18 protein-coding genes are annotated in these 15632 nt (G+C 54.3%); 13 read left to right on the top strand and 5 right to left on the bottom strand.

Features of this window, described 5'->3' with window-relative positions; translation table 11 throughout:
- The first annotated feature begins 28 nt into the window (after positions 1 to 28).
- From ACKPCT_RS02140 to ACKPCT_RS02115, 6 genes are all read left to right on the top strand, one after another.
- Positions 29 to 1135, top strand: a complete 1107-nt coding sequence (locus ACKPCT_RS02140) for a branched-chain amino acid ABC transporter substrate-binding protein (RefSeq protein WP_319568225.1) — start codon at positions 29 to 31, stop codon at positions 1133 to 1135.
- A 206-nt stretch (positions 1136 to 1341) separates the two neighbouring features.
- Entirely contained in the window at positions 1342 to 2349 is a 1008-nt protein-coding gene (locus ACKPCT_RS02135) for a P1 family peptidase (RefSeq protein ID WP_090074870.1), read from the top strand.
- 194 nt (positions 2350 to 2543) lie between these two features.
- Positions 2544 to 3017, top strand: a complete 474-nt coding sequence (locus tag ACKPCT_RS02130; protein ID WP_090074869.1) for an Lrp/AsnC family transcriptional regulator — start codon at positions 2544 to 2546, stop codon at positions 3015 to 3017.
- 213 nt (positions 3018 to 3230) lie between these two features.
- On the top strand, positions 3231 to 3908 hold the full coding sequence (gene rpe, locus ACKPCT_RS02125) for a ribulose-phosphate 3-epimerase (RefSeq protein ID WP_319568224.1): 678 nt from the start codon (positions 3231 to 3233) through the stop codon (positions 3906 to 3908).
- 59 nt (positions 3909 to 3967) lie between these two features.
- Positions 3968 to 5290 carry an adenylosuccinate lyase gene (gene purB / locus ACKPCT_RS02120; RefSeq protein ID WP_090074867.1) on the top strand — a complete coding sequence of 441 codons (1323 nt, stop codon included), beginning with the start codon at positions 3968 to 3970 and terminating at the stop codon, positions 5288 to 5290.
- Between the two features lie 38 nt (positions 5291 to 5328).
- Positions 5329 to 5883: an RBBP9/YdeN family alpha/beta hydrolase gene (locus ACKPCT_RS02115; protein ID WP_090074866.1), complete on the top strand. Its 555-nt coding sequence runs from the start codon at positions 5329 to 5331 to the stop codon at positions 5881 to 5883.
- A 119-nt stretch (positions 5884 to 6002) separates the two neighbouring features.
- On the opposite strand, the gene ACKPCT_RS02110 is transcribed toward ACKPCT_RS02115, so the two are convergent.
- From ACKPCT_RS02110 to ACKPCT_RS02100, 3 genes are all read right to left on the bottom strand, one after another.
- Entirely contained in the window at positions 6003 to 6224 is a 222-nt protein-coding gene (locus ACKPCT_RS02110; protein ID WP_090074419.1) for a hypothetical protein, read from the bottom strand.
- A gap of 221 nt (positions 6225 to 6445) precedes the next feature.
- The gene (locus ACKPCT_RS02105) at positions 6446 to 7231 is read right to left on the bottom strand and encodes an HpcH/HpaI aldolase family protein (RefSeq protein WP_319568223.1); all 786 of its coding nucleotides are present in this window, start codon (positions 7229 to 7231) and stop codon (positions 6446 to 6448) included.
- Between the two features lie 195 nt (positions 7232 to 7426).
- Complete coding sequence (locus ACKPCT_RS02100) at positions 7427 to 7750, bottom strand: DUF1476 domain-containing protein (protein ID WP_319568222.1); 324 nt, start codon at positions 7748 to 7750, stop codon at positions 7427 to 7429.
- Between the two features lie 623 nt (positions 7751 to 8373).
- Here ACKPCT_RS02100 and purC point away from each other — a divergent pair.
- The 7 genes from purC (at position 8374) to grxD (ending at position 13562) form a co-directional block, all read left to right on the top strand.
- Positions 8374 to 9141: a phosphoribosylaminoimidazolesuccinocarboxamide synthase gene (gene purC / locus ACKPCT_RS02095; protein ID WP_090074414.1), complete on the top strand. Its 768-nt coding sequence runs from the start codon at positions 8374 to 8376 to the stop codon at positions 9139 to 9141.
- A 93-nt stretch (positions 9142 to 9234) separates the two neighbouring features.
- Entirely contained in the window at positions 9235 to 9474 is a 240-nt protein-coding gene (gene purS, locus ACKPCT_RS02090) for a phosphoribosylformylglycinamidine synthase subunit PurS (RefSeq protein ID WP_090074451.1), read from the top strand.
- A gap of 83 nt (positions 9475 to 9557) precedes the next feature.
- A complete protein-coding gene (locus ACKPCT_RS02085) occupies positions 9558 to 9776 on the top strand; it encodes a phosphoribosylformylglycinamidine synthase-associated small membrane protein (protein WP_090074413.1) in 219 nt (72 codons plus the stop codon).
- Between the two features lie 44 nt (positions 9777 to 9820).
- Positions 9821 to 10510, top strand: coding sequence for a phosphoribosylformylglycinamidine synthase subunit PurQ (purQ, locus tag ACKPCT_RS02080; RefSeq protein WP_319568221.1), 690 nt, complete (start codon positions 9821 to 9823; stop codon positions 10508 to 10510).
- Positions 10507 to 12705, top strand: coding sequence for a phosphoribosylformylglycinamidine synthase subunit PurL (gene purL, locus ACKPCT_RS02075; protein ID WP_319568220.1), 2199 nt, complete (start codon positions 10507 to 10509; stop codon positions 12703 to 12705). Before purQ ends, purL begins: the two co-directional genes overlap by 4 nt.
- Before the next feature lie 213 nt (positions 12706 to 12918).
- Positions 12919 to 13152 carry a BolA family protein gene (locus ACKPCT_RS02070; protein WP_090074408.1) on the top strand — a complete coding sequence of 78 codons (234 nt, stop codon included), beginning with the start codon at positions 12919 to 12921 and terminating at the stop codon, positions 13150 to 13152.
- Positions 13153 to 13241: 89 nt separating this feature from the next.
- Positions 13242 to 13562, top strand: a complete 321-nt coding sequence (gene grxD, locus ACKPCT_RS02065; RefSeq protein ID WP_319513426.1) for a Grx4 family monothiol glutaredoxin — start codon at positions 13242 to 13244, stop codon at positions 13560 to 13562.
- Positions 13563 to 13753: 191 nt separating this feature from the next.
- Here grxD and ttcA read toward each other — a convergent pair whose 3' ends face one another.
- The gene (gene ttcA, locus ACKPCT_RS02060; RefSeq protein ID WP_407652472.1) at positions 13754 to 14695 is read right to left on the bottom strand and encodes a tRNA 2-thiocytidine(32) synthetase TtcA; all 942 of its coding nucleotides are present in this window, start codon (positions 14693 to 14695) and stop codon (positions 13754 to 13756) included.
- Positions 14696 to 14878: 183 nt separating this feature from the next.
- Positions 14879 to 15496, bottom strand: coding sequence for a 30S ribosomal protein S4 (rpsD, locus tag ACKPCT_RS02055; protein WP_090074403.1), 618 nt, complete (start codon positions 15494 to 15496; stop codon positions 14879 to 14881).
- Positions 15497 to 15632: the final 136 nt, after the last annotated feature.

Raw genomic sequence — 15632 nt, 5'->3', positions numbered from 1 at the left:
CTGCAAACATCTCAATGGGAGAGTTTTAATGAAAAAACTACTTTTGGCAGGCGTCGCACTCGCAGGCTCCATCGCAATGACCAGTGGGGCATTCGCTGAAATCATCATCGCCACCGCAGGTCCGATGACCGGTCAGTATGCTTCCTTCGGTCAGCAGATGAAGATCGGTGCAGAACAGGCTGTTGAAGACATTAACGCTGCTGGCGGCGTGAATGGTGAAATGCTCAAGCTTGAAATCGGCGATGACGCATGTGACCCGAAACAGGCTGTTGCCGTTGCCAACCAGATGGTCGGTAAAGGCGTAACCTTCATGGCTGGCCACTTCTGCTCAGGCTCTTCTATTCCGGCATCATCCGTTTATGCTGAGGAAGGCATTGTCCAGATTTCTCCGGCATCCACCAACCCGAAATTCACTGACGAGCGTCCAAATCCGGACGGCGGCACCTATCGTGTTTGCGGTCGTGATGATCAGCAGGGTGAAGTAGCCGGTAAACTGCTTTGGGATGAGTTCAAAGACAAGAATGTTGCCATCATTCAGGATAAGACCGCCTATGGTAAAGGCCTGGCTGACCAGACCAAAGCTGCTTTCGAAGCTCTTGGTGGTGAAGTTGTCATGTATGAAGCCTACACTGCTGGTGAAAAAGACTACACCGCACTGGTTTCCAAGCTGAAGCAGGCGAAAATCGACGCTCTGTATGTTGGTGGTTACCACACCGAAGCTGGCCTCATCGTGCGCCAGATGCGCAACCAGGGCATGGATACCGTGCTGATCTCTGGTGATGCTCTGGTGACCGACGAATACTGGTCCATCACCGGTGATGCTGGCGAAGGCACCCTGATGACCTTCTCTCCGGACCCGGCTCTCAACCCAGAAGCTGCTCCGGTTGTTGAAGAATTCAAGAAAAAGGGCCTGACCACTGAAGGCTATGTTCTCTACACCTATGCTGCAATCCAGGCCTATGTCGACGCTGTCAAGGCTGCCGGTTCCACCGACTATGATGCTGTCAACGAAGCACTGAATGCTGGTGAGTTCCCGACCGTTCTGGGCAACCTGTCCTTCGACGACAAAGGCGACGTCACCCTGCCAGGCTATGTCTGGTACAAGTGGAGCGACGGCAAGTATGGCTACAAATAAGCCCGGCTTTCGCATAAGCGAAGTCTGAGCTTGCACGCTTGAGACACACGAGAAAGCCCCTCAGCGAGGGGCTTTCTTTTTGATCTTTTTCCTGACCTTTCTTCCGGGCATCCCTTTTGCGCCCTTTCCATGCTCAAGTCCGTGCGCCTATAGTGGCTTGCACGCCCTTCCCTTACCCGCTCCAAACAAAAACCCCGGACGGCTCCATGAAGAACCTCATCACAGACATCGACGGCATTCTGGTTGGCAACGCCACTGATGAAACCCTGAAATCAGGCACAACGACGCTGATCTGCGCAGAGCCGATGGTCGCCTCCTATGCGGTTCTGGGGGGCGCACCGGGCACCCGCGACACGGACCTGTTGGCGCCCGACCAGACGGTGGAGCGCATTGATGCGCTTACCCTTTCTGGCGGTTCAGCCTTCGGGCTGGATGCTGCCGGCGGCGTGCAAGGCTGGCTGAAGGAACAAGGACGCGGCTTCGCCGTTGGCCCTGTGAGCGTTCCTATCGTTCCAGCGGCGATTCTGTTCGATCTGGCCAATGGTGGCGACAAGAACTGGGGACAGAAAAGCCCCTACTGGGATTTGGGCTGGCAAGCGGCCAAACAGGCAGCAAGCGACTTTGCCCTTGGTAGCCATGGCGCTGGCTCTGGCGCCCTGATTGCAGGACTTAAAGGCGGCTTAGGCTCGGCATCCATGCGCACCGCCTCCGGTATCACCATTGGCGCATTGGTTGCGGTCAATGCTCTCGGACAGGCCACCATGGGCGAAAGCCCCAATTTCTGGGCAGCTCCCTTCGAGCAGAATAGGGAATTTGGCGGGCTGGGCCTACCAGCCTCAATGCCACCCGATATAGCGCTCCCTAAAACCAAGATGGACGCCATGCAAGAGGCGCGAGGCCAAAGCAGCAATACAACAATTGGTATCATCGCCACAGATGCCTGCCTCACCAAGGCAGCGGCAAGGCGACTCGCCATCATGGCCCATGATGGATTTGCCCGAGCGCTCTGGCCCTCACATACACCGATGGATGGCGACCTGATCTTCGCCCTGTCCACAGGAGCCAAGGACTTGCCCGACAATGATCGGGCATTCATAGAACTTGGTGCTTACGCAGCCGCAACAATGGCCCGCGCCATCGCCCGCGGCATCTATGAAGCGCAGCCCAGAGCCAATGACATCTTTCCGACTTGGCAACAGAAATTCGGAAAGTAAGCAGAACGCGCCTCTTAGCTTATTGAAATTCAATACCATTTCCAAGCCACTCAAAGCGCACCCTCCATCATGGCTTCACGCACATCTGTCAAAACAGATTTTTCCCCTTTTTGACAGTTCAACCAAAATTGATATATACAAACCCTTATTTTATGGGTAGTTTTTGGAAGAATTTCTTCTCAAGTGAGCGAAAAATGGAAAAATTGACACTCGATTCCGGAGACATCCGGATTCTGAAAGTTCTGCAAGACGACGCATCGCTTTCCATTGCGGAAATTGCGAAGCAGTCAGGCATGTCCCAGACCCCCTGCTGGCGCAGGATCAAAAAACTCAAAGAAAGCGGCGTACTCAAGCAGATTACCGCGATCGTCGACCGGGAAGCCGTCGGGCTTGGATTTGTGTCCTATGCTTTCGTCAAGCTGACAGTGCCCAGCCGCACAAATATGGAAGAGTTCGATCGTCTCACCAAAACCTGGCCGGAAGTGGTCATTTGCGAGCGCATAACCGGCGCTGTGGATTACATGGTTAAGGTTGTGACCGAAGACATCAAATCCTACGACAATTTCCTGCGTAACAAGCTGCTGAATTCCGAGCTGGTGTCCGATGTGCAGTCGCGCATTGTCGTTTCCACCGTCAAGGATACAGCCTCTCTGCCTTTATCTGAATAAAGACCTGCGACCCTCCTTCCGGGACATGACAATCGGTCTTGAGACTACTCTCCTCATTGTTGGGACTGTGCGTCTGCTGAATGCCCCTCCTTTCCCGCAATGCCGGGAATCTCTTGTAGGCATAGCCAACATCTCCGGCTCTTTGCTTGCCCATATGAGCACAATGTGCTACCGCGTGGGCATCATTCAGATTATTCAAGGACAGCAGACATCATGGTGCGACCAATCAAAATCGCCCCGTCCATTCTCGCCTCCGATTTTGCGCGGTTTGGCGAAGAGGTTCGGGCAATCGACGAAGCTGGTTGTGACTGGATACATGTCGACGTCATGGACGGCCATTTCGTTCCCAACATCACCTTTGGCCCTCAAGTCGTTCGCGCCATCCGGCCTCATACCGACAAGACCATTGACACCCACCTGATGATCGCGCCCGCCGATCCCTATCTGCAAGATTTTGCCGACGCAGGATCAGACATGATAACCGTGCATGCTGAAGCAGGCCCCCATCTGGACCGCTCGCTGCAGGCCATCAAGGCCATGGGCAAGAAGGCAGGCGTCTCGCTCAATCCGGGCACCCATGAAAGCGCCATCGAATATGTTCTCGACAAGCTGGATATGGTGCTCATCATGAGCGTCAACCCGGGCTTTGGCGGCCAGTCCTTCATTCCCTCCACCATCGATAAGATCAAGAAGGTCCGCGCGCTGATCGGCGATCGCGATATTGACATTCAGATCGATGGCGGCGTAACGCCCGAAACAGCTCCGCTCATTGCAGCGGCAGGCGCCAACATTCTGGTTGCCGGCTCTGCCGTCTTCAAGGGCGAAGGCGTCGAAGGCTATCGCGAGAATATCGCCCGCATTCGCGAAGCCGCGGAAAAGGCACAGAAGTAGTTTTCAATCACGCGCAGCTCCTGAAAGCGCGCTTCACCTATCAAGAACAGGCCAACGACATGATCCCACGTTATTCCCGTTCCGAGATGACCGATATCTGGTCTCCGGAAACCAAATTCCGCATCTGGTTCGAAATCGAAGCTCATGCATGCGATGCGCTGGCAAAGCTGGGGGTTATCCCGGAAAGCGCAGCAAAGACCATTTGGGAAAAGGGTGGCGCTGCCAAATTCGATATTGACCGTATCGACGAGATCGAGCGCGAGACCAAGCATGATGTGATCGCATTCCTCACGCATCTGGCAGAATTCATCGGACCGGATTCCCGTTTCGTGCATCAGGGCATGACCTCATCGGACGTGCTGGACACCTGCTTCAACGTACAGCTGACCCGCGCCTCAGATCTGCTGTTGGCAGACATCGACAAGCTGCTCGAAGCAATCAAACGCCGCGCAATGGAGCACAAGGATACCGTCTGCATCGGTCGGTCTCATGGTATCCACGCTGAGCCGGTTACCTTTGGCCTCAAAATGGCTGAAGCCTATGCCGAGTTTGATCGCTGCAAAAAGCGCCTGATCGCTGCACGTGAAGAAATCGCCACCTGCGCCATTTCCGGTGCTGTGGGCACCTTCGCCAACATCGACCCGAGCGTGGAAGAACATGTGGCAGAAGCCATGGGCCTGTCTGCCGAGCCGGTTTCCACCCAGGTCATTCCGCGTGACCGTCACGCCATGTTCTTTGCAACGCTGGGCGTCGTCGCGTCTTCCGTTGAGCGTGTCGCAACCGAAATCCGCCACCTGCAGCGCACGGAAGTTCTGGAAGCCGAGGAGTTCTTCTCCAAAGGCCAGAAGGGCTCTTCCGCCATGCCGCACAAGCGCAACCCGATCCTTACGGAAAACCTCACAGGTCTGGCGCGCATTGTCCGCTCATCGGTAACGCCTGCACTGGAAAATGTCGCTCTCTGGCATGAGCGTGACATCTCTCACTCCTCCGTTGAACGCATGATCGGCCCAGATGCCACAGTCACACTGGACTTTGCTCTGGTGCGCCTGACCAATGTCATCGACAAGCTTCTGGTCTATCCGGAGCGTATGGTTGGCAACATGGATCGCCTTGGTGGCCTCGTTCACTCCCAGCGTATTCTGCTTGCCCTGACGCAGGCAGGCTCTTCGCGCGAAGACGCCTACCGTCTCGTTCAGCGCAACGCCATGAAGGTCTGGGAAAGCTACCATCATGCTGGCGCTGCCGAAGTTGATTTCCTCACTGAGCTCTTGAATGACGCCGATGTGCGCCAATATCTCTCTGAAGATGAAATCAAAAACCGCTTCGATCTGGGATATCACACCAAGAATGTCGATGTGATCTTCAAACGCGTCTTCGGTTAAGACGGACGCGATCGCAAGCGCGAAAGAAAGGCAATCAAATGAAGGCGTCTGAAGCAGACATTTTCATTATTCCCGGGCTGGACAATTCCGGCCCGGACCATTGGCAATCCCGCTGGGAAGACAAGATCAAGTCTGCCCGCCGCATTGAGCAGGAAGATTGGGCCAACCCGCAAATGGAAAGCTGGGTCAGCCGGATCATAGCCGATGTGGAGCAGGCAAAGCGCCCTGCGGTGCTCGTGGCCCATTCACTTGGGGTCGTGGCAACCGTCAAGGCCGCCGCCGCCATTGCTCCGGGTATCGTCAAGGGAGCCTTTCTGGTCGGCATGCCCAATGTCGAGAGCGACGATCATGTTCCCGGCCATATTCGCCACTTTGCGCCTATACCGGAAGAGCCTCTGCCCTTCCCGTCCATTCTTGTGGCGTCACGCAGTGATCCTTACTGCGCGTTCGAAACGGCAGAGCATTTTGGACGCAAATGGGGCTCGACATTCGTTGACGCTGGCGAAACCGGCCATATCAACGAACATAGCGGACAAGGCCCATGGCCCGAAGGCCTGATGACCTTCGCCAATTTCATGAGTCAACTCGCCTGACTTGGCCGTGCCAAGCCAACCGCTATCTGTTACATGGGATAAAAAAGGCCTGACACAGTCAGGCCTTTTTCGTTCGCAACCATTTCACTCAGCTTCCGAGAAGGTATCAAGTCCCCCCTTCAAGCAGAAGCAGCTGGTCCTCTTGATGAAATCAGCGCATCAATGCGCTTGGCGACGAACCACGACACCGGCAAAGCCAGTACCGCCCCAGCGATAACAAACACCAACAAGAAGCCTGCATTGATCGACAGCGTCCCGGACATGGTCAATGGAACGAGCGCAAAGATCCCCGCAAGGGTTGGCGCAATAATGATGTAGAAGAGTGCCACAAGTCTAAACATTGAAATCCCCCGGCCAATAGAAGTGCGACAAACCAGCCTCCTCCGGCTGTTGTATCGGTCGTACCCTTAGGACAGAATGATTTCAAACCTTCAAACATTCGATGATTTGGATCAATAAAGTGGTATTTATTTAGCTTGATTCTAAAGTAGAAGAGAGAGATCTGCAGCCCTGTTGCAGATCTCCAACATTATTGCAGTGCGGTTTGCAAAGGCTAGGAAACCTAGACCCTCAAGGCCTCAGCCACCTGCTGCATGCCTGCTGCGAGATAGCCGCTGTCGCTGCCAACAGCAACAAGATTGTAGCCAAATCTGGCATAGCGTTTGGCATAATCAGTATTGAAGGCATAGATGCCAGAAAGCTTGCCCGCTGCAAAGGCTTTCTGGGCGACCATCTCATAGGCCGCGTTCGCCAGATCGCAATCCATATCCACCCGTGCGCCCTTCAGAAGGGTCAGAGAGAGATCCGCCGGACCGACAAACACCCCATCAAGTCCTTCAACTGCGAGAATTGCATCAAGATTATCCAGCGCCTGCTGGGTTTCTATCATGGCAAAGACAACACACGCCTCATTGGCCTCTTTCACATAGTCCGGCGCATCCATGCCATAAAGAGCACAGGCCCCGACTGGTGAAAAGCTCCGTTGTCCGACAGGAGGGTATTTCGCTGCATCAACCAACGCCTTGGCTTCGTCTGCCGAGTTGATCATGGGTGCGACAATGCCCTGCGCGCCGAAATCCAGCGCACGCGACACAAAGGCAAAATCGGCGACGGGAATGCGCAGAAGCGGTGCCTTGCCAGCCTGGGCAATGGCGATGGTCATAGCCTGAGATTGCGCGAAATCCATAAGACCGTGCTGGCAGTCGATCAACAGTGCATCGAAGGGGCCAGAGGCAACCGCCCTCGCCACCAACGGGTCGGGAAACAGGCTCCAGCCGCTATAAACGGGAGTACCGCTCTGCTTGGCATTTTGCAGAGCCAACGACAGACTGCCGAATGTGGATGACATGAAATTCTCCGGAATGATTATGATAAGTCAAACAGTTAACACTTTTCGATATCATTTGCTCTTACGCCACACCGGGCTTAAGCGCAATGAGACATGCAGACTGTTTGCCTTTATTCCAGCTATCCCGAAGACAACTCATCGGTCGAATGTATCTACGAACACCACCATGTCCGCCCCATACATCTGCGCCCGATATCAGGCGCTTGCAGTGACCTCACCAAGAGCAATGGACATGAAGTGGCTCAGTTTCTGGCGGATGCGATGCTCGGACCAAGGCATGCCATGGTTGCGAAAATCCTCCAGAATGCGATGAACGACATCATCATCATCAGAAACTTTCAAACTGTTGCGGATCATGAGATCAGCATATTTTCCGGCTTCTTCTTCGACAAAGCCAAGCTTGTCGGCAGCCCAATGCGCTATCAGCTTGTTGCGGCGGGCCGTCGCCCTGAAAATGACCTCCTGGTCATGAGCAAATTTTGCCTCATAGCCGAATTCTCTGTTGTCAAACGTGGTCATGGTACCCCTCCTCTAATCCTTCCCAACGTGAAAAATTGACTAAGACCAATGAGTTTTTTGACAATTGGAGCGGTCCATTCATGCCATGACGCCGCCGGTTGACCCTCGCAATAAAATAAGGACGTTTTCGTAGGTATATTCTACCATAAAATAGAACCAAAACAAAGAAGACCAAAATACAATCGAGACTCAGCCTCTGAGCCCAAGGCCGTCATATGGACGCATTTGGTTTTCTTCCCAAGAACAACTGATGCCACGAAGTCAGCACAACAAAAAGAATAAGCGAAGAAAGGGAAAAATCTTGCCAGAGTCTCATTTCAAAGATTGTGTAACCGGCAGGAATTCGCTAATCAGCAGCCTTAGGAAAACACTTCGCAGCTAGAAAATTCGGTAAATATCCCAAGCTTGGCCCGGTCCTTCTTCAAATAGGATATAGTGGGCCAGCAGAGGGCCTGATTCTTATCGCGCAGGATGCCACCTCCCCAGAGAAAGCACTGCACCTTGGGAACCACGTGCCGCAGGAAGAAGACTTTCAGAAAGCCCTATTTGGAACACCGTTCTGTGTTGGGCTTTATACCCCTTAAAACCGCCCCTCGCGGGCAAAACTGAATGGTAATACGCTCATGAATCGTCGTCGCAGGATCTACGAAGGAAAGGCAAAAATCCTTTATGAAGGTCCAGAACCAGGAACCTTGATCCAACATTTCAAAGACGATGCCACTGCATTCAACAACAAGAAGCACGAAGTCATCGATGGCAAGGGCGTTCTGAACAACCGTATCTCCGAATTCATCTTCACTGCTTTGAACGATCTGGGTATCCAGACCCACTTCATCAAGCGGATCAACATGCGCGAACAGCTGATCAAGGAATGCGAGATCATTCCTCTGGAAGTCATTGTGCGCAACGTCGCAGCTGGCTCAATCTCCAAGCGCCTCGGTGTTGAAGAAGGCACCCAGCTGCCGCGTTCTGTCATCGAATTCTGCTACAAGAATGACAGCCTTGATGATCCGCTCGTCTCCGAAGAGCATATCACGGCATTTGGCTGGGCATCTCCGCAGGAAATCGACGACATCATGGCGTTGGCCATTCGCATCAACGACTTCCTTTCAGGCATGTTCCGCGCTGTCGGCATTCGTCTGGTTGACTTCAAGATCGAATGCGGTCGCTATTTCGAAGGCGACACCATGCGGGTCATTCTGGCCGACGAGATTTCCCCTGATTCCTGTCGCTTGTGGGACATCGAGTCCAACGACAAGCTCGACAAGGACCGGTTCCGCCGCGAAATGGGCGGCTTGATCGAAGCCTATCAGGATGTTGCAAAGCGTCTGGGCATCATGATCGAAAACACCCCCGAGCGTAAGGGCTCCGGCCCGGTTCTGGTGAAATAATCATTGACAAGGCAGGGTGATGAGCCCTGCCTTTTCCATTGTCTCTTCCCGGTGGGCAAAAGAAGCAAACCGGAAAACAAGGATAGCATGAAGATGAAAGCACGCGTCACCGTCACACTGAAAAACGGCGTTCTGGACCCTCAGGGCAAGGCCATTGAAGGCGCCCTTGGTGCATTGGGATTTGACGGCATCGGCTCCGTTCGTCAGGGCAAGGTGATTGACATCGAGCTGGGCGAAACTGACAAGGCCGCAGCCGAAGCAAAATTGTCCGATATGTGCGAAAAGCTGCTGGCAAACACCGTCATCGAGAATTACCACATCGACATTCTCTGACGAAAGCGTCAACAGGGCATCCTTCGCACCGGTAGCACGGCTCCGGCGTGAAGAGAGACAATCACAGGGAGACACAGGCGCCCATGAGTGAAAGAAACGGACCAGACGAGGCATCGCCTCTTGAGATGTCCCCTTCCGCTCCCGGCGCGCAAGGCCAGCCCCTCAAGGACCAGTTTGACGGGGCACCTTATGACCAAAAAGAGGAAGCCGCCAAGGCCATCCGCTTCATGGTCATCAAGGCAGCAGTCTTCATCCTGATCCCGGTCGTCGCTTCAGCCCTAGCCATATTTATCCTCTTGTAACAGGACGCCGCCAGGCATCCCTTTTTCGTCAAGGAGCAGGACATATGAAAACTGCGATCCTCGTATTCCCCGGAACCAACCGTGAGCATGACATGGCTGCCGCCGTGCGCTCCGTTTCCGGCAAAGACCCCATGATGGTCTGGCATGCCGAGACCGAAATCCCTGAAGCCGATCTGATCATTCTGCCCGGCGGATTTTCCTATGGTGACTATTTGCGCTCCGGCGCCATCGCCGCCCGCTCACCCATCGTGGCCGATCTTTTGGAAAAGGCCAAACAGGGCGTTCGCATTCTCGGCGTCTGCAATGGCTTCCAGATCCTCACCGAAACCGGCATTCTGCCCGGAGCCCTGATGCGCAATGCCGGCCTCACCTTCATCTGCAAGGAAACCAAGCTGCGCGTTGAGCGTGATGATACCATCTTCACCTCTTCCTACAAAAAAGGTCAGGTCATGCGCTGCCCGGTCGCTCATCATGACGGCAACTTCTTTGCCGATGATGACACCCTGAAGATGCTGGAAGACGAAGGCCGTGTCCTGTTCCGCTATTGCGATGCGGCAGGCGAAGCCTCCACTGAAGCCAACATCAATGGCTCACGCAACAACATTGCGGGCATCATGAATGCGCGCGGCACCATCCTTGGCATGATGCCACACCCTGAAAACCTGATCGAAGACCTGCATGGCGGCCTCGACGGTCGCGGCCTGTTCGAAAGCCTGTTGGAGAAGGTAGCATGAGCAAGAACGAACCACAGATCACTCCGGAGCTGATCGCCGCTCATGGCCTGAAACCCGAAGAATATAACCATATTCTCGAACTGATCGGTCGCGAGCCGACTTTCACCGAGTTTGGTATTTTCTCGGCCATGTGGAATGAGCATTGCTCCTACAAATCTTCCAAGAAATGGCTCCGCACCCTGCCGACCAAAGGCCCGCGTGTGCTTCAGGGCCCAGGCGAAAATGCGGGCGTGGTGGATATTGACGATGGCCAGACGGTTGTCTTCAAGATGGAAAGCCACAACCACCCCTCCTATATCGAGCCTTATCAGGGCGCAGCCACCGGTGTTGGCGGCATTCTGCGTGACGTCTTCACCATGGGTGCCCGTCCCGTTGCTGCCATGAACTCCCTGCGCTTCGGTGAGCCAGACCATGAACGCACCCGCCACGTGCTTTCGGGTGTCGTTGCCGGTGTCGGCGGCTATGGCAACAGCTTCGGCGTGCCAACCGTTGGCGGCGAAGTCAGCTTCCACGCCTCTTACAATGGCAACTGCCTTGTGAACGCCTTTGCGGCGGGCCTTGCCGATGCGGACAAGATTTTCCTCTCTGAAGCCAAGGGCGTCGGCATGCCGGTCGTCTATCTGGGCGCAAAGACAGGCCGCGACGGTGTTGGCGGTGCCACCATGGCCTCTGCCGAATTCGACGATGACAGCGAAGAGAAGCGTCCTACCGTTCAGGTTGGCGACCCGTTCAGCGAAAAACGCCTGATGGAAGCCACCCTCGAGCTGATGAAGACCGGCGCCGTGATCGCCATTCAGGATATGGGAGCTGCGGGCCTCACCTGTTCGGCCGTTGAAATGGGCGCCAAGGGCAACCTCGGTATCGATCTTGATCTCGACAAGGTGCCAAACCGTGAAGAGAACATGACTCCATATGAGATGATGCTCTCTGAATCCCAAGAACGCATGCTGATGGTGCTGCATCCTGAAAAGCGTGAAGCAGCAGAAGCCGTCTTCCGCAAATGGGAACTGGATTTCGCAGAATGTGGCCTGACCACGGACACCCTGCGCTTCCGCATTTTCCATCAGGGCGAAATGGTTGCTGACCTGCCGATCAAGGAACTGGGCGACGAGGCCCCTGAATATGATCGTCCATGGGTCGAAACACCAAAGACACCGAAGCTGGACAACGCAACGGTAGACGCGCCAAAGAATCTAATGGATAGCCTTGTGGCCCTGATCGGCTCCAAGAATCTGTGCTCCCGCCGCTGGGTCTGGGAACAGTATGACACCATGATTCAGGGCAACACCAAGCAGCGTCCGGGTGGCGATGCTGGCGTGATCCGTGTGGATGGCACCAAGAAGGGCCTCGCCTTCACCGTTGACGTAACTCCGCGCTACTGCAAGGCAGACCCGTTTGAAGGCGGCAAGCAGGCTGTGGCCGAAAGCTGGCGCAACCTCAACGCCGTTGGCGCCGAACCTCTGGCAACCACCGACAACCTCAACTTCGGCAACCCTGAAAAGCCGGAAATCATGGGTCAGTTCGTTGGCTGCATCAAGGGTGTGGGCGCTGCCTGCGAAGCCCTCGATATGCCGATCGTTTCGGGCAACGTGTCCCTTTACAACGAAACCTCCGGCGAAGCCATTCTGCCAACCCCAGCCATCGGTGCTGTCGGCCTTCTGCCTGATGTCGATGTAGCCATCGGCAATGCCTTCGTTGCAGAGCATGAAGTCATCGTCCTGATTGGTGGCCACGGTACGCAAATGGGTCAGAGCACCTATCTGGCCGAACTGTTTGGTCGTGAAGAGGGCGCACCTCCTCCGGTTGACCTTGAGCTGGAAAAGAAGAACGGCACTTTCGTGCGCGAAGCCATCCGCGCAGGAACCATCACCGCGGCCCACGACATCTCCGATGGTGGGCTTGGCATCGCAGTGGCCGAAATGGCCATCCGTTCCGGCCTTGGTTGCACCATTGAATTGCCAGCGCAGGATCCCCACATTGCATTCTACGCAGAAGATCAGGCACGCTACGTCGTGACCTGCTGTAAGGATACTGCCAACGCGCTTCTCGCTCAGGCCGAAAAGGCTGGCGTTCAAGCCGGTGTCATTGGTTTGATCGAAGGCGATAAATTCAGCGTTGCCGGACATGGCTCTGTTGCCGTTTCCAGCCTCTCTGAAGCCCATGAAAACTGGCTGCCGGCCTATATGGCTCAGTAGGATTGAGCTCTGGTCATTTGCTGAAAGATTAGACTGGTGATTGTCCGATTTTTCAGCTTGACCAGACCCCGTCTGTCGGAGGACGCTAAAGCGAAGGTATCATCCCGCCTTGATCTTGAAAAAGCGGGATGAACCAAAGAATTGCCCGAAGCAGGAATACGAACAATTGCGTATTCCTTTCTTCTCTGACAATATGCCCTCGAGGAGACCAGCATGCCAATGGAAGCGAGCGAAATCGAAACCCTGATCAGACAGTCACTACCGGATGCAAAGGTGATCATCCGGGACCTTGCTGGAGATGGCGATCATTTCGCCGCTGAAGTCGTCTCAGAGAGCTTCAGAGGGAAATCCCGCGTACAACAGCATCAGCTGGTATATGAAGCTCTGAAAGGCAATATGGGCGGTGAATTGCACGCTCTCGCACTGCAAACCTCAGTGCCTGATTGAGCAAGCGCCACCATCTGGCCCCTCCACACAGCTGACGGCTATCCTTGGTCTGCCGGATGTGTAAACCGCAAAGTTTGAAGGACGGACATATGAGCGAAATCCAGGCTTGGATCGACAACGAAGTCAAATCCAACGAAGTCGTGCTTTTCATGAAAGGCACGCCCACATTCCCGCAATGCGGCTTTTCCGGTCAGGTGGTCCAGATTCTGGATTATCTCGATGTGCCATACAAGGGCATCAATGTTCTGGAAAATGACGACCTGCGTCAGGGCATCAAGGATTATTCCAACTGGCCAACGATTCCCCAGCTCTATGTAAAAGGCGAATTCGTTGGCGGCTGTGACATCATCCGCGAGATGTTCCAGAGCCAGGAACTGCAGGAAATGCTCGGAAAACCGGCAACCGCCTGACGTGTTTCTGGGCCTAGGTGTTCAAAACATTCACATATTCAAGAATAGTGAATCGAAAGAATCGCTTATCGGCAGTTTCTCACAATCTGATTCAAGAAAACCCGGATGCCAGCATCCGGGTTTTCTTTTTGTCTAATCACAAGGCCGCAGAATCCCTTGTTTCCAATTCTTGAGAAACCGATTCAATGCAGCTATTTGTCATGCATGGTAAGGAAATTCTGCGATAGTGCGGTAACAGCTGCACAGCCTTCCGCATCATCACTGTCATCCCCTGCCCGGTCGTCTTCCAGCGACAGACCCTGAAAATCAAACAATTTGGTATCCAGCATATGCGACGGGCGGATGTTTGAGAGTGCCCGGAACATTACCTGTGTACGGCCCTTATGCTGGGCTTCAAAGCCCTGCAACATGGCCTTCACTTCCTGCCGCTGCAAACCATCCTGAGACCCGCACAGATCGCACGGAATGATCGGGAACTTCATCAGTTCAGCAAATTTGGCCAGATCCTTTTCCTCGCAATAGGCCAGCGGCCGGAACAGCATCAGATCGCCTTCTTCATTCTTGAGCTTGGGCGGCATGGTTGCCAATCGCCCACCATGCAGCAAATTGAGAAAGAAGGTCTCCAGAATGTCATCTCTGTGGTGCCCCAGCAGCACAGCGTCACAGCCATGCTCACGCGCGATGCGATAGAGATTGCCGCGTCTGAGCCGCGAACACAAAGAACAATAGGTGTTGCCCTCCGGGATCTTCTCCTTGACGATGGAATAGGTATCCTGCCGCTCGATATGGTGAGGAATATCATGCTCCTCAAAGAAGCGCGGCAACACATCGGATGGGAAGCCCGGCTGCGCCTGATCGAGATTACAGGCCAGAAGGTCAACATCCAGCAGACCGCGCCATTTCAAATCGAGCAGAAGTGCCAGAAGGCCATAGGAATCCTTGCCACCAGATAGGCACACAAGCCATTTCCGGCCCTTGGTCTGCATATTATAATCATCAATCGCCGCTCGCACATTGCGCAGCAGCCGCTTGCGCAGCTTCTTGAAGGACACCGAGCTGGGCGCATTGCGAAACATGGGGTGACAAAGGTCATCCTCATCCGGCAGAACGGCAGGCGCTTCAGCAGCAGTCAAAACAGCGTCACTCATAGAGTCACTCATATTGATCTTTCCCGGTCAGTCATTTGCACCTGCATTAGCAAAAGCAAGCAGCAAGCTCAACGATGATTTGGCATTTCTCTTGAGCCAAAGCCCAATACGACAAAAGGCTGCCACTTGGGACAGCCTTTTGCAAATTCGACGGTAATTCCATTTCCCTTAACGGGAATAGAATTCGACCACGAGGTTCGGTTCCATGACGACAGGATATGGCACGTCGGCCAGCTGCGGCATAGCTTTGTAGGTAGCGGTCATTTTGTTGTGGTCTGCTTCGATGTAATCAGGCACATCGCGCTCAGCCAGCTGGGTTGCTTCCAGAACGAAAGCGAGCTGCTTGGAACGATCGCGCACTTCAATCACATCACCAACCTTACAACGGTAGGAAGGAATGTTGACGCGCTGGCCGTTCACTTTAACGTGGCCGTGGTTTACGAACTGACGAGCAGCAAACACGGTAGCAACGAATTTCGCACGGTAGACGATGGCGTCCAGACGGGACTCCAGCAGACCGATCAGCAGTTCCGAGGTATCGCCCTTCAGACGGTTTGCTTCCTTGTAGATGCGCAGGAAGTGTTTCTCGGAGATGTTGCCGTAGTAGCCTTTCAGCTTCTGTTTTGCACGCAGCTGCAGACCGAAGTCAGACAGTTTGCCTTTACGACGCTGGCCATGCTGGCCCGGTGCATATTCGCGGCGGTTTACCGGGGACTTCGGACGACCCCAGATATTTTCGCCCATACGGCGGTCAATTTTATACTTCTGAGAATGGCGCTTGGACATTCGCGTGTTTCCTTTCAAGTTTTTAAGAAAACGCGCCCCTCCTGGGATCATCGGCAAAAGCCAGATCCGACAGAACACAAAGGATGCGCCCCTTTGTCTTCGCGGGTGCGTTAAAATCAAAGGGGGCCAACAAAAG

The organism is Cohaesibacter marisflavi (assembly GCF_963665895.2).
Classification (GTDB): Bacteria; Pseudomonadota; Alphaproteobacteria; order Rhizobiales; family Cohaesibacteraceae; genus Cohaesibacter; species Cohaesibacter marisflavi.
The sequence above is the reverse complement of the archived record's forward strand: the minus strand, read 5'-3'. Positions and strand labels throughout refer to the sequence as shown.

Bases quoted from the DNA above. Each gene is read 5' to 3' on its own strand.
- ACKPCT_RS02140 (WP_319568225.1), top strand. From the start codon at position 29: ATGAAAAAACTACTTTTGGCAGGCGTCGCACTCGCAGGCTCCATCGCA.
- ACKPCT_RS02135 (WP_090074870.1), top strand. From the start codon at position 1,342: ATGAAGAACCTCATCACAGACATCGACGGCATTCTGGTTGGCAACGCC.
- ACKPCT_RS02130 (WP_090074869.1), top strand. From the start codon at position 2,544: ATGGAAAAATTGACACTCGATTCCGGAGACATCCGGATTCTGAAAGTT.
- rpe (WP_319568224.1), top strand. From the start codon at position 3,231: ATGGTGCGACCAATCAAAATCGCCCCGTCCATTCTCGCCTCCGATTTT.
- purB (WP_090074867.1), top strand. From the start codon at position 3,968: ATGATCCCACGTTATTCCCGTTCCGAGATGACCGATATCTGGTCTCCG.
- ACKPCT_RS02115 (WP_090074866.1), top strand. From the start codon at position 5,329: ATGAAGGCGTCTGAAGCAGACATTTTCATTATTCCCGGGCTGGACAAT.
- ACKPCT_RS02110 (WP_090074419.1), bottom strand. From the start codon at position 6,224: ATGTTTAGACTTGTGGCACTCTTCTACATCATTATTGCGCCAACCCTT.
- ACKPCT_RS02105 (WP_319568223.1), bottom strand. From the start codon at position 7,231: ATGTCATCCACATTCGGCAGTCTGTCGTTGGCTCTGCAAAATGCCAAG.
- ACKPCT_RS02100 (WP_319568222.1), bottom strand. From the start codon at position 7,750: ATGACCACGTTTGACAACAGAGAATTCGGCTATGAGGCAAAATTTGCT.
- purC (WP_090074414.1), top strand. From the start codon at position 8,374: ATGAATCGTCGTCGCAGGATCTACGAAGGAAAGGCAAAAATCCTTTAT.
- purS (WP_090074451.1), top strand. From the start codon at position 9,235: ATGAAAGCACGCGTCACCGTCACACTGAAAAACGGCGTTCTGGACCCT.
- ACKPCT_RS02085 (WP_090074413.1), top strand. From the start codon at position 9,558: ATGAGTGAAAGAAACGGACCAGACGAGGCATCGCCTCTTGAGATGTCC.
- purQ (WP_319568221.1), top strand. From the start codon at position 9,821: ATGAAAACTGCGATCCTCGTATTCCCCGGAACCAACCGTGAGCATGAC.
- purL (WP_319568220.1), top strand. From the start codon at position 10,507: ATGAGCAAGAACGAACCACAGATCACTCCGGAGCTGATCGCCGCTCAT.
- ACKPCT_RS02070 (WP_090074408.1), top strand. From the start codon at position 12,919: ATGCCAATGGAAGCGAGCGAAATCGAAACCCTGATCAGACAGTCACTA.
- grxD (WP_319513426.1), top strand. From the start codon at position 13,242: ATGAGCGAAATCCAGGCTTGGATCGACAACGAAGTCAAATCCAACGAA.
- rpsD (WP_090074403.1), bottom strand. From the start codon at position 15,496: ATGTCCAAGCGCCATTCTCAGAAGTATAAAATTGACCGCCGTATGGGC.